The sequence below is a fragment of the Pseudomonas sp. ML2-2023-3 genome (genome assembly GCF_037055275.1).
Classification (GTDB): domain Bacteria; phylum Pseudomonadota; class Gammaproteobacteria; order Pseudomonadales; family Pseudomonadaceae; genus Aquipseudomonas.
In genome coordinates this window covers 4,089,645-4,103,223 of sequence record NZ_CP146343.1, presented here as the reverse complement: position 1 = coordinate 4,103,223, position 13,579 = coordinate 4,089,645, and the positions used below count along the sequence as shown (strand labels likewise).

Annotated in this window: 7 protein-coding genes and 2 pseudogenes; 1 reads left to right on the top strand and 8 read right to left on the bottom strand. The window is 53.7% G+C overall.

Annotated elements, in window-relative coordinates:
• Positions 1–8: 8 nt before the first annotated feature.
• The 8 genes and pseudogenes from V6P94_RS18760 to V6P94_RS18725 form a co-directional block, all read right to left on the bottom strand.
• Positions 9–2,105: a GTPase gene (locus tag V6P94_RS18760; protein ID WP_338648214.1), complete on the bottom strand. Its 2,097-nt coding sequence runs from the start codon at positions 2,103–2,105 to the stop codon at positions 9–11.
• A 4-nt stretch (positions 2,106–2,109) separates the two neighbouring features.
• Entirely contained in the window at positions 2,110–5,700 is a 3,591-nt protein-coding gene (pglX, locus tag V6P94_RS18755) for a BREX-1 system adenine-specific DNA-methyltransferase PglX (RefSeq protein WP_338648212.1), read from the bottom strand.
• Between the two features lie 85 nt (positions 5,701–5,785).
• Positions 5,786–9,457 carry a BREX system P-loop protein BrxC gene (gene brxC / locus V6P94_RS18750; protein WP_338648211.1) on the bottom strand — a complete coding sequence of 1,224 codons (3,672 nt, stop codon included), beginning with the start codon at positions 9,455–9,457 and terminating at the stop codon, positions 5,786–5,788.
• 18 nt (positions 9,458–9,475) lie between these two features.
• Positions 9,476–10,051 carry a DUF1788 domain-containing protein gene (locus tag V6P94_RS18745; protein WP_047303169.1) on the bottom strand — a complete coding sequence of 192 codons (576 nt, stop codon included), beginning with the start codon at positions 10,049–10,051 and terminating at the stop codon, positions 9,476–9,478.
• A 25-nt stretch (positions 10,052–10,076) separates the two neighbouring features.
• Entirely contained in the window at positions 10,077–10,685 is a 609-nt protein-coding gene (locus tag V6P94_RS18740; RefSeq protein WP_338648208.1) for a DUF1819 family protein, read from the bottom strand.
• A gap of 2 nt (positions 10,686–10,687) precedes the next feature.
• On the bottom strand, positions 10,688–11,557 hold the full coding sequence (locus V6P94_RS18735) for a WYL domain-containing protein (RefSeq protein ID WP_338648206.1): 870 nt from the start codon (positions 11,555–11,557) through the stop codon (positions 10,688–10,690).
• A gap of 231 nt (positions 11,558–11,788) precedes the next feature.
• A pseudogene (locus V6P94_RS18730) lies at positions 11,789–12,061 on the bottom strand (hydrolase or metal-binding protein); the annotation flags it as partial.
• A 13-nt stretch (positions 12,062–12,074) separates the two neighbouring features.
• Positions 12,075–12,296, bottom strand: a pseudogene (locus V6P94_RS18725) (WYL domain-containing protein); the annotation flags it as partial.
• A gap of 538 nt (positions 12,297–12,834) precedes the next feature.
• On the opposite strand from V6P94_RS18725, the gene V6P94_RS18720 reads away from it, so the two are divergent.
• The gene (locus V6P94_RS18720) at positions 12,835–13,578 is read left to right on the top strand and encodes a hypothetical protein (protein WP_153330404.1); all 744 of its coding nucleotides are present in this window, start codon (positions 12,835–12,837) and stop codon (positions 13,576–13,578) included.
• The last annotated feature ends 1 nt before the right edge of the window (position 13,579 follow it).

Below are 13,579 nucleotides of genomic sequence, written 5' to 3'. Positions count from 1 at the left end.
ATTTTTCCTTAAATGGCGATGGGGGTGATTTCACAGGAGCAAAGTGCAGCCACCATTTTTATTCGACGATGATCTTTTCCAATGATCTTGCTAAGATTTTGCTTCTGGGCGAACACAGATACTTTATCTTGTTCGTAAATTTCGACTTTTTCTACAAGTCCCTTGTAAAGATGGGAGATTTTTTTATCCAGGCTGGTGTTATACACTGCAAGAACTGTTTCTCTCATGGCGTTACTCATAGCCTTGAGAAGTTCAGTATTGCGGAAATAATCTGAAATCAAAAAATAACAAGCATATCCAGGGGCTCTAACTATTTTGATAGTTTTTGGTAGGGCGAAGTGTTGTTTTGTGATGACGTAAGCGACTCGATTTAGTAGGCGAAAATTAATCTCGTGCTTCAGTGCGTGGAGTTGGCTATCAGTATCATCTAACTCGGTTATAAAGCCACTGAGTGACAGGCAAAGAAGTGACAGATTGTGTTCTGTCGGTAAGATGATAGCGCGATGAAGGTTTGTATCGAACCAGCCTTCTAGATTGGTTTTGATTTTTCGTTTGCTTTTCTCGATATCTTCAAGCAGGGCCTGGCGCTGTTTGGATTTGGCGTCTTTGAGCTTCTTAGCGCGGCTATCAGAAAAAAAAGAAAATACCGTAAAAATTAAACCAATGCCGGCAGCTACCCAACCTACTGGATTCCACGCATTGAAAAAAGCAATGGCACTCACAACTCCAGCTATCGCAGAGCCCCAACCATTTATGCGCCTGAAGTCGGATTCGCTGAAATTTTTACCATCATGGACAACCTCGAAAGACAAGGTTATATCCAAACCTTCGTTCATTTCTCGATTAAAGTCTTGAAGCTCTTCTACCACTTGCTCTGCTAAGGCTTGTGTCGATCGCTCTACTTTTTTTGCAATATTGAAGCTTTTGTAGTGACGATCCCATGCCCCGGCTGCATTTTTGTCTTCAATATGATCATCAACAAAGTCTGCAACAGAGTCGATTAGAGGTTTAAAAGCAGAATCAACTTCTTTGGAGAGTAGTCGTGGTGCATCCCGGAGGGTTTTTACTTTCCATTGGGATATGCGAGTGTAGCTACTTTCATACTGCGGCAAAAGTTTGGCAAGCCGATCCCTTTGGCTGAGAATGAGCAAGCTCTGCTCATCGATATGATGGAGACTAGAGTCAAGAAACGTTTGGATCCTTCGAGTCGGCCCATTAATTTCAACTTCGTCAATAAGCGCGTTTAGAAGGTCATTGATTCTGCTCAGTGTATTCAGTTGCGAACCTTCCTCGCCCGTAATCTTTGTTGCTAAAAAAGCAGCTTGAGCATGGATTGGGATGATTCGAACTGTGCTTGGATTGATGCCTGCGCGTGCGGCAAGACTCTTAAGTCGGTCACCATGGGACTGGATATCTTCTTCCTTGAATATATACTTTTCCGGGCTCTTCAGTGCTCGTCGCCGGTTACCTTCGCTTTCCAGATCCTTCTTCATGTTTAAAACGAAGATCAGAGGCTTGTTGAGCTTATGGACATGTTCAAGTTCAACGAAGGTCGATTCTTGGATGCTGTCGCTGTTGAGCATGAACAGCACAACGTCTGATTGCTCAAGGATCTCGTGTGCTACCTCGGTGTCTTCTTGGCCGTTATAGGCTCCGAAGCCGGGAGTATCAATGATCCTCAGGTTGTTCCATTCATACTCTTTAACGTCGCGCGTTGTTCTTTGCGCCCCTTTACCAATGGTTTTACCATCCCCTCGTGTAATGGCCTCGCGTATAGTGCTTTTACCAGCCATTGTTCGACCGAAAAGCATGACATTGAAGCAGTCAAGGCTTCGTTTTTGCTTGCCGAGATTGGTGTTTCGTTTCGAGAGCAGCTTTCCGTAGTCGTTTGCAAGATCCTGAAGCATGTTGGTCAGACCATCTTCCACCATCTTGTCTTCGGATAGCGTCTGGCGGCCATGATTAATCACGCCCTGCAGTTTTTTACTCAGCGCATCAATAATGGTGTCGCATTGCTCAAAGTGAGCATGAACAGTCTCATATTCTTCTTTGGCGATACGCTTGCAGGCTTCGAGCGAAGCTAGGTAATTATTATGAGCCGTCATACCTCTACTCCGCCTTCTCGCCAGTGATTGATTTCACTTCAGCCAACAGTTCCCCAAACTTGCCGTAGTTCACCTTCACGCCATCATCCAGATCCAGGCTGATGCGTTGGTCGGAGTGGTGACGGAGTTTTTCGTCGAAGGTGGCGAGTTCGGCTTGTTGGTTGTGCAGGGTGGCGAGTTGTTTTTCCAGAGCCTTTTTCTCGGCGGTGCTGGTGCTGGCGTCGATGTCCTGTTCGAGCTTGTGGGCGTAGCTGTTGAGCTTGGCGCTGAGCGGGATGACGTGCAGGGTGCGCATGCGCGCCAGGGTGTTTGCGTTGTAGCGGTGCAGATACACCAGGCACTGGAAGGCCTTGTGCTTGCCGGAGCTGAACAGCCAGTAGATCGGACGCTTTTTGTAGGTTTGCAGATGGTCTTTGAAGAAGCTGTCGCACAGGTAGCGGCGCAGGGTGTCGCGGCTGCCTTCGCCTTTTTTCGGCGACAAGTTGTCGGCGAGAAAGCGTAGGTTGGCTTCGAGGTGGGCTTTGTCCCAGGCCAGTGCTATAAATTCGACCAGGCGATTGGCCACGTCATCGGTAAACCACTCTTTGTCGGTGAGCGGGACGATGCCGTCGTCGTCTGCCGGGAAGGTAGGGTATCGGCTAGCATCAAAGCCTTCGTTGCCGCTGTTGGCGTAGATCAGGCCTGGTGCGTCAAGGCTGTAGCGGCCCATCATGCAGCCGATGGCGTAAGAGACCAGCTCCTGCATCGAGTCTTCACGAAAGCGCGTCCACAGCTCGTCTTCCGCCAGCTTGCCGCCGTAGCGATAGGCCGGGTTGACAGTAAGGGTTATCTGCTCGATGGATACGTCGGGGGTAAGCTCATCCGCCAAGCCGTAGGCCTCGATAAAGTGGCGGTTGTTCTCTTCTTCGAGGCGCTTCATCTCGGCGATGGTGTCGCGGTTCTGGGTGACCCAAGCGGTGTAGCTGGATTCGAGGGTGAGAGTGGGCTCGGGGGTAGCCGTCAGGATGGGGAGGGATTGGAAGTCCCAGGAGCGCTCGTAGGCATTCCAGTCGGCACTGCCGATTGCAATCAGCAACTTTGAATTCGGCACGCTCGAGTCGACGACGTGAGGCGGGGGCGTTGGGATTGCGCCAATATCCCCAACCTGAAAATGTATTGTTGGGTTGATCAACCCAAGGAAGTACTGAGTCGTCTTCGCGGCCAGCAGCGCAGTGCTTGCTTCAGGGGCGCGCCAACTCGCAGTTGACCCACCCTTTTCGTAGAGCATTCCTGTTGGCAGGTACCTTGCGCCAAAAGCAATGCCAATATCGTTCCAGGTGGCTGCCGCCTCGAAGTAAGGGTTCGTCCTCTTCAAAACGAGCCCTGAGTTTCCGTTGAGATATGGATACTTCCGAACCACCACTTCGTGAAGAGTCTCTCCGTCGTCCTTCCAATCAACTACATGTTCAAGATTTCCGTACCATTTACGGTAGTCGCCGCCCTTGTTGATCGGAAACCACCGCAAGCCCGAGGCCTTGGCTTCGGCTCTAGAGAAGCCAATGCCCACACAGTCGAACGCGACTTCCGACCATGACCGTAAGTACTGTTGATTGTCTGTGGTCAGCAGGCCCTGCCTAGCTGCCCCTACGCTGCCCAGCTTTGGCAATGAAAACGCAGTCAGTACTTTTTCGGATGCCCAATATGCTATCGGGCTACCAGGAATCCTTTGAAAATCGTCGGCTAAAGCCTCAAAACATATTGAAGGTTGCCTTGCTAAGAACACCTCTTCTTTGTCTGCAGACTGAGGCGCGCTATTGAGGTCGACGTAGACGCCCGCATGCCCAGAGATAAGTTGGTTTCTCAGCGAGAAGACGGCCGCTACCGCAAACTTCGAATTTAGTGACGGAAAACTGTTGAAGCCGATCTGAGTCATGGTGCAGATGGTCTTCCCTTTGAGCATACGCTCGCGCGTCTTCTGGAACGAGGACAGGAACATCCAGCTCTGCATCGTAACCATGGCATTGAATCCCGCGTCCTTAGCGAGTGTGTAGCCACGTTCTATGAAGCATGCGAAAAGGTCAGCCTTGGAGTCCGGGAAGTAGTCCTTCGAGAACTTCTTCACTTGGGGATTCATCCCCTTGCCACCCATATACGGCGGGTTCGCCACCACCGCATCGTACTGTACTGCCAGCATCTCGGTTTGCTGCACCAATGGGGACAAGCGCTTGAGCTCCTCCGCTAGAAACAGATCCTGGCTGGTCGCCTCGCACAGCTGTTTAAGCGCCGGCAGCTTCTCCGCTACTCCCTCCGGCACCTGAATCAACGAGCCAAAGGTCGTCGCGTGCTCGAACAGCCGTATTAGCTCCGTGAGGTCGCTCAGCTGCAGACTGTAGTCCAACAGCTTAACGCCGTTAGCCAGCATCTCGGCATCGAAGCCCGTGCTATTCACCAGCGCCATCACATTGAGCTTTACTCCTCGCTCGAACAGTCGACGGTCATCAGCACGGCCCTTCATCATCAGCGCAAAACCCGTCAGCTGCGCTGCTCGTTCGTCGATGTCGAGGCCGAACAGGTTTTTCTGCAGGATCAGCTGTGCCACGTCGCGCTGGCGGTAACCGCGCTCCAAGTAGATGGCTTTGAACAGATCGTAGGCTTCTACCAAGATGTGCCCAGAACCACTGGCCGGGTCGATCAGGGTTAACTCTTCGGGGTTGAGGCTTTCGGGGGTGATGGCGGTAAGCTGCGCCTTGACCTCGCCAGTCTGCTCGGCGGGCTTAATGTAGTACTCCATCTGCGTTTTGAGTGGCGAGTCGGGATAGGTCGCCAGCCACTGCGCGCCCAGTGAGTTCTGCACCATGTACTTGACGATCCAGTTCGGCGTGAACAGCTGGGTCGCCGCCGGAATGTCTTCCGACTTGACCACCTTGCCGATGACCTGATCCTTCTTCTCCGAGATGTAGAACTGGTAGAGCCAGCCGATGATCTCGATATTGGCCCAATCCTCTTCGGGAATGGCGCTGACCAGTTCGCGGATCAGTGAGTCGGTCTTGGTTAGGTTGTCCGGCAGCAACAACTCGGTGGCGTCATCCACCGCTTCGAAGAGGAATGGCATGGCCCGATGCAAGGCGTGACACTGGGCTAGCAGCAATTCGCGGTAGAGCTCTTCGTCCTTGTTGCCGTCGAGCTTTAGCTCGGTAATGTGCTGTTTGTCGAGGTCTGGCAGGTCGATATCCAAGCAGTCGTCGAGGATTTGGGGTGTGCCAGCGCTCCCATCGGCGGCGCTGAGTACGCGACGACCGTGGTCGAGGTAGTCCTTGAGTTCCATATAGCGGATGGCACAGAGGCGGTTGAACCAGCTATAGGCGGCCTGTTCCATTGCCTGGGCGAAGCCCAGTTGCTCGACCTTTTTCACCAGCGCAGCGCGCGGGCGGATGATGCTGGCAGGAAAGGCCCGCTCGCCGATCAGGGCCAGATCACCCTTTTGCTCTACTGGCGCGATGCCCATGCTGGGGGTGCTGGACTCGCGGATGCCAAACAACTCAGCACGCTTGGTCATGGCGGCGATAAAGGCTGTGCGCGCTTTGGGAGCGTAGTTTTTGATGCTGCTGGTGTTCATATGGGCGTTTCCTAATTCTTTTTGAGCTGGCTTTGGCGCAGTTTGCAGCTTGGAGAGGGCAGACCCTTTTCCATGCAGCAAGGGGTCAGCGAATGCGAATGCGTTTATCTTGCTGAATAGCGCTTTCCAGTTCGGCCTTGAGGGCCTCGATGAAACGATCGATATCATTCTGGCTTTCCAGATACAAGCCGTTGCCAAGCTTGTTGAACACACTGGTGGCTGCAACTTCCACCACAGGCTTTGGCGGAGCTACAGGTTTGGGCGTTGGCACCAAAGCAAGCGCCCGGTCTTCTTTGGCGCCGCTTGCCGAATTGGCTGCTTGTACGGCCTTGGCCTGCTCTTGCTGAAGCTTCTGCTGGCGTTCGGCCTCGGCCTGAATAGCACGCTCTAGCTCAAACACACCGTCGTGTAGGCGCTCGTCGGCAGTCTGGGTTTGCAACATGTAGATGTTGGCGATGCTGGTTTCGGTCTCCAGATCTGCCTTGACCAGCTGCAGTGGGCGCAGAAGGCGGTTACCCAGTTCGGCGGTTTCGATACCACTCTTGGCAATTTCGGCTTGCAGCTGGTTGATTTTCTCGTCGACACGAACCAGGGCATGTTGTCGCTTTTCAGTCAGGATGGCGCCGTTAATGGCTTCTACCGTTTCAACCAACGTAGCGACCTGGTGCAGCTGACCGTAGGGCGTGGTGTTCTGCTCAATAGCTTTCAACTCGGCCAGCGCTTTGCAGGCTTTCTCGTCTTTATCTAGCGCTGGTTTGTTCTTCTCGAAACGACGCAAGGCCTGCTGCAGTTGCTGCCAGGTATGTAGCTGATTGGTGAAGAACTCGTGTAGATCCCGGTAGTCCTCTTCCAGATCCAACAAGTCATCCTTGTTGTCGACCACGGCCTTGAAAAAGTCGACGCTATCAGTGTTGCTCAGCAGGCGCTGCAGGCTGAGCAAGGCCTGTTCTATGGACTCTTTGCCAGGGAAGCGGCCGGCGCTAACCGTTGCTTTGTATTTTTCCAGGTTGGTGCTCCAACTGCCGAAGTGCACGCAGTAATACTCAAACAACTCCTTCTCGCCTGCTGGGCCAAGAGCGTTGAACAGCTCCTGGGTCAGATTACGTGCTTGCTTGAGCAGTCCTTCGTCGGTCTGGCGCTTCTTTTGCACCGAGACTTCACGGCGCTTACGGCTGTTGGTGAGGTACTCGAAGGCGTCCGGCAGCGGCATGCTCGGGCCTGCGGCGTGGAACGAAATACGGCTGGAAGCGGCCAGGCGACCGAGGACCAGCAGGATTTCTCCGTCCGGCCAGCCATAGGGGCGCTTACTGAAACGCTCGATGATGTCTGCGACCAGTAAGCGTTCGTTGCCGGAGGCGCGCAGCGAGATGAATTGTTCAACTTCCTTGATGGCCTGCGGATTGCCTTCATCACCATCGAGGGTCAGGCCGAGTTGGCCTATGTCGTTAGTGTGCAGAATGGCGTGGAGTTCACGTTCGGGCTCCTGCTGTAATACTCGCAAGTAGCCTAATTTGGTGAAGGTGTTTTCAAGGAGGTACTGGCACGCCTCGTCGAACTTGCTAACAATATTGTTGCTTTTGAGTTTCAGGTGCTGCCCTTGTGCATAGACCTCTGCGCGCTCGGCCAGCTCTTCAAGTAGCAAGCGCAGGCGCTTTTTACGCTCTTGGTTTTCGCGACCGCGTTCGGCGAGGATCTTGCTCAGCTCAGGCTGGCTGCCGTCGTCGTTGAGGCGGATGAACTTGTTGGTCTTCAGCCAGGTGCGCAGCTCGGTGAAGAAATCCTTGCTATCGGGTAATTTGAACAGTGCCATGCCGGCAGGAGCTTCGTTGCTTTTATTGATGCAGCCGGCTTCGCCATAGAGGGTGTAGTCGAGATCCAGTGGCGAGATCACTTCGGTACGGAGGTCGTGCTCGTAACGGCCTTCCAGGCTGTGGCCGTCGAGGTAGCGACCGATGCTGTAGTCGGTCTTGTTGACGCTGTAGCGGAACTTGTTCTTGTCCTTGAGCAGGTCTTTGTAGATCAGGTCCGACAGTGCCTTGTTCTCTTCTGAACCGGCGATCTCTGTGGCCTTGATCTTGCGGGTGATGTCGCGTTCCTCGTTTGTGAGGAAGACAAATTCGTCACCGTTGCGGGTGATCAGGCTTTCCTTTTCAAGGCGCTGGAGGGTTTCTTCGATGCGGCGACGTAGCGCTAGTTTGTCTTCGTCGACCTGTTCAATGGAGAGGGTGACGAGGTTGTCGAGGGTGCCCTTGATCAAGTCGACATAGCGGATCATGAACAGGGTGCGCAGGATCTGTACGTCGAAGGCGTCGAGGACGCTGCTTTCGCCCGCTTGGTCGATGGTGCGCTTGACGGCTGTATCGAGGAAGCCTTCGACGGCGCGGTAGAAGCTGTACATGGGAATCAGCGCGCCGAGCGGTTTCTCCGCAATGGCCATGGCTGCCATCTGGAAGGCATCAAGCATGGAACGCTCGCCGTAGGCCAGGTGTGCCCCGGTGGCACCGACCTTGCGGATTTCCTCGAAGACCTTTTGCACCAGCTGGAAGTGGTACGGCGCAAAGGGGTAGTTGCTGATGAAGCTTTCCGGACCATCGAAGTTCTTCAGGGTCGGGCCGGAGCGGTCGAAGGTGATCTGGTTGCGCAGGATGTCGCCTTTATGTTCCCAGAGGGCGCGAAGTTCGGCTTCAGCTTCCGGTGTTTTACGCAGTAGACGCTTCTGGATGACTTCGTCAGTGTTGGAGCTGGACAGTGAAAGTCGGGTTTTGAAGCGCCCGGCAATTTTCGAGAAGTCGTTGGCCTTGGAGGCGGACAGCTCACCCAGTACGGCATCCATATCGGCTTGAGAAGTGACAATGATCCAGGCGCGGCCTTTGCAGATGGTGCCGAGGTTTTCGGTGATGGTCTGCAGGGTTAGCATCAGTTTGGTGTCGCTGCCGATGAACTGGCCGACTTCGTCCACAAGGAATAGGACGCGGTGTTTGGCTGGCTGGGTGGCGAGGTATTCGCGTACCCAGTTGCAGAAGTTTTCGACCGAGACGCTGAACGTTTGTTCGGAGTCTTCGAACCACTTGTGCGCGGCCTCAGCAGATAAGTCGAGGGCTGCGGCTACCGCTTGCTCAATGTCATCCTGGTAGAACTGATAGCCATCACGCTCCTCAGTCCAGTCCATCCCGGTGGAATCATTAAAGGCTTGCTTGAATCGCTCGTAGACGCCGCGCTGGGCCAGATGACGCTCCATGTGGGCGATGTGAGGATGGTCGCCACTGAAACCTTGATGTTCGTTGAACACCCGTAGGAAGACATTGAGGATCGGGTTTCCAGCATCGTTGGAACTGGCTTTGCTGTCGATGTTGAACAAGATGACATCGGCACTGTTGGCAACGGCCTTGTCGATGTCGGCACGGATGGTGGCATCACGCAGTTTGCTCGCATCAAAGAAGGAAACAGCCTTGCGAGCGTTGCCCTGGTCGTCGCGTGCTTCGATGTTGGCCAGCAGGTATGACAAGGTCTTGAGGAAGTGCGACTTACCCGAGCCGAAGAAACCGCTGATCCATACGCCCACGCGGTTGGCGATGGAGGGATCGTTCAAGTCAGTACTGTAGGACTCGAAGAAGCTGCGGAAGTGTTTTTCCAGCTCGTTGGTGACAACGTACTCATCCAGCTCTTGGTGCACGGTTGCGTCGTCGGACTGATCCGCCTTAACCACGCCGTTGATCGGGCGATCGAGTTCCTTGAAGAAAATATCTTTAATGCTCACGGCAATCGTCCTTATTTATCAGGGAACCAGCTTGAAGGCGCGGTAGTAGTTGTTGCTGGGAATGCGGTCGAACAAGGCGAGTGACTGCCCTGAGTAATGACCGGGGTAAAAAAGAACCAGAGGCTTGTGGCCAAGCAGCGCGTGTAGCTTGTTGAGAAGGTTGTGGGCGCGAAGAACCGGCCAAACTGAGCCCACACCACTGATTAGCACCACGTCGTGTTGATCGGCGTCGCTGTGTTCCATTAGGAAGGGCGCGAATTTGTCCATATGCAGCGGTCCGGACAGCGCCTTGAGCAACGCGAGGTCACCTTTGGTTTGCTGCATCTGAATGGCTTTTTCAGTGAAGCTGCGTTGATCCAGATATTCGCGCATAGCCTGCAGCAAATTGATATGAGCCACTTTGAGCTGGCTATGCTTCTTGGCGAGGAACCCCTGTAGAAAACTGAGGTATTCACGCACCTGCAGCTCATCCTCGGGGGCGTAGTCGAAGATCCAGAAACCGAGCTCATTGCCCAATCCTTGGCTCCTCAAGAACTCTTCGGTGAGGATCTTGTCTGGGATCTGGTTTAGCCGATCCTGCAGTTGCTGATTCATGCGAACACTCCTTATTCCACGCCTACTATCCGGTGGCATTGGATACTTCCAAACAGGCTTTTATGCGATTGCGGTAGCTGTCATCCAGCAATACGCGGACCTCTGACCGAATCATCAGGTTTTGTAATTTCATGTTGCGGGTGCTTTTCAACAGGCCGACCTCGGTCAGCATGCGATAGGCGACCTGCGCCATCTTCTTGCGACTGGACTCCGTCCAGGTGGTGATGGCCGAATCTCGATGGCTGCGTTCATCCAGAAACTCATTCCAGTGGTAGGATTCGAGCACGCCGGCGCGGGTGACGAAAGCGTCTTTGAGGACGGTCTCGATGAATTCGACGAGGAGCAGGTTGCGCTCCAAGGCCGAGCAGAACACCACTTGGGTAGCGAGTTCATCATCTCCATCTCGAATTGCCCGCCAGAAAGGGGCATCCAATCGCTCCAGCCGCTTGCGGATGGCTTGAGCCACACGCTTGGCCGAAGCTGGTGCGCGTTTCTGCAGCCGGTTCTGTTGCTGTATGACCTCATGCCATTGCTCAGGGCTAGCGTCCTGTAGCAGCAGGTCTGCAACGATGCGTGATTCACGCACCTGCAACGAGCCGCCGATTAAGTCGGAGTCGTAATGGAAGCTATGCATGCCTATTTCCCATCACTGCTAAAGAGGAAGGGAGTTAGCTTGGCGCGATCAGTTGGAAGCAATTGCAAAGGATGCTCGCGTACTCGCTCGGCTTCTTCTGAGGTGATGGCAGCCTGATATCGTTGAAGGGTGTAGTGGGCAAGTGCTGTACGAACTGTCAGCTGTAGGCGGCCTTCTGGCATACCGAAATCGCGCTCAACTAAAGACTTTTGGGCATCGCTGAGTAGTTCATTAGGGATTAGTGTCAGGTTGACTTGGTCGTGCCAGTCACTGTCTGTACTCGATAAGGGAGCGTGAGCGTCGCACGATTTTGGCGTGCGATAGATACGTGAGAGTAAAAAATCGCGGAAGGCCTGGCGCTTATGGCACCAAGCGCGAACGTGCCAGCGGAAACCCGTATAAACGAGAGTGTGAGGTGAAATCACACGTTCATGAATTTGCGGGTTGGTCATGGAGGCGTAGAGTATTTTCAGGCTGCCGGCATTGCGGCAGGTTCTGATTAACTCGCGAACCACTTCAGGGCGGGCTGCACGGTCTGGAAGTTGGACAGTAGTGACGCTGGGGTGAGCTTCCAAAATTTCAGACACGGGCTGATCAGATTGATCGCAGATGAGTGCCATGTACTCATTGATGTGCCCAGCGCTCAGTAGGGGCTGAAAGCCAGCCGTCGGGACATAGCCTTTAACTGCAGGGCTGTGAATTAGCGAGCCTGGATTGAATTCGCTGTTATAGCGATTGATGTCGGAAGAAGCTTGCTGGCGGCTTATGCCAAACCATGTCATCAACTGAGTGGTGACGAGGCGACCCTCCCAATAGCTGATTAGCTCTATCGCGCGTAGCCTGAGGAGGGCTTCGTGTTTGGGGAGCGGCATTGGCATTCCTGAATGTGAGCTGGTCCAGATGATGCCTGATACGAGGCATCAGTGTAAATTTATTTACTGTAAAGTTTTTTGCGTTTTGAGTGGTTTCGCGTGGATTGCTGATAGCGTCGGCGCCCGGTGCGTGAAAAATAACGTCGATCGATTTTTAGCGAGCGCAATTCCTAAGCCCTATTTACAAGTTCACTTGGCCGGGCCGCATTGTCAGGAGCTTGAGCAGAAAATAATAAAGTGCACGACACTCATGGATGCCGCCGTGGTGCGGATGCTGGCGAAGCCTGTAGTGCGGAAAACGGAGCTGCCCAGACGGTCATTGTCATCGATCAACACATTGGGTCCCCTGGGCTTTCAGGCATTGCCTTCGGCCAGCGAAGGGCAGGGGAGTGACTTGATGCAATCCTCGCACTAGTGTTTGCAGGTTTCGCTATTACCCACGTAGCGCGGTCGTCCCGTTGCATGGTCAGACAGGCTGTACTCAGTACGGAAGTACGGGTCCGGCCTAGCCCAACTATCAGCTATACAGCCATGGCTCCAGTTCAGTCAGATTTCTCACGACGATCTGCTGGGATTCAGGTCGGGGCTCCATTTTTGTAGGGTCGATCTGATAACACTGCAATACATACTGCACCAGCGCCTTGCGAGTAGGAATCAGCAGTTGGCCGTTCAGCATGCCGTAATCGGTTTCGATGATTGCTTTCTGTGCTGGAGTAAGGCGCGAATCGGGTTCGATAACCTCGAGGAGGTTAACCAGGCTGATCGGCTGAAAAAATACCTTAGTCGGGCCGGAGGCTGAGCCAGGTGTCGACTGAAGACTTCCATAGACTCAAGTTCCCTGCCGCGTCGGCTTCAGGGGGGCACGTCCAGCTAAGTGCAGTCATGTAGATGACGATTTACATGATTGATATGAAGGGAAAATTGTACCGGTGGCTTTACGCTTGAAGGGCAACGCGGATAATGTGACTGCTATCGTATTAAAAAGGCTGCAGTATCCCAAGGATGGTCCATCACGATTACTCCTTCACCAACAAGCATGCTTGCTTTAGTTCCTACGAGGTCCAACCTGCGCCGAAGAAAAAGGCCACGACGTCGATGACGTCGATGACGTCGATGACGACGAAGACAATGATGCTGATGACGGCCAGCAAGCTGCAGGCGAGCAGAGCGGTAGCACCGATGTGATGGACAGCGCCTGGTTTATTCCGGCCAACCGCGAAGCCGACTATCGCATCGCCTGGGCGTTTTTCGCCGAATAGGCCGAGGGGAATTGAACTATGCGTTATGGACAGGGAAGTAGAAGAATTAGCCTGCCGATGCAGCGCGTTAACGGGCAGTGGGAGTTCCTCTATGGTGGTGATGTTCCGTTGCGCGATGGTGCTATTGCCGACCTGGTGGTCAACATGGATTCCATCCAGGATCGTGACTTTCTGAAGCTGATAAGCCAGGAACTGTCTGTTGAGGTGCTGCCAATGGGGGCGCCCTTGCTGGTCGCGCTTAGTGACCGAGGGTATGCCTTGCAGCAGGCCGAACCTACTGGTATGCCGAATATCCCTTTGCAGTATCGGCCACCCGGTTGCACCCGTTTCGTCACCGTGCACATCGGCCCAAAGAATAAACGCCAGAATGATCTGTTCGCTGAGGATGAGGGCGGCCTTTGGCTCCGTCAGATAGGCCTGGACCGCTGCGAGCTGGAATGCAGCCCCATCCAGATGCCTGAGGGCTTTCCAAAAAAGGTGGCGCAGAGTCCTAACCATGCTTTCACGATGCTCTCCGAACAGTACGAGACCCATCGTCTGTCGCACACAGGTAACGCCTACACGCATTTCTTCTATCCGGAAACAGACGGTCAATGGCTACCACTATCGGTCCTGCGCGATGGAGTTTTCAAACGCGCTGAGCGTTCCTTGATCGATCAAGCCTGGCGACAGCTTGAGGAAAAGCTAGGCTGGTGCCATCTACCACCAGTGCCGAAGAAGTCTATTCCGAAGCGCGGCAATAGGGATTCCGGTGATGAGTAAG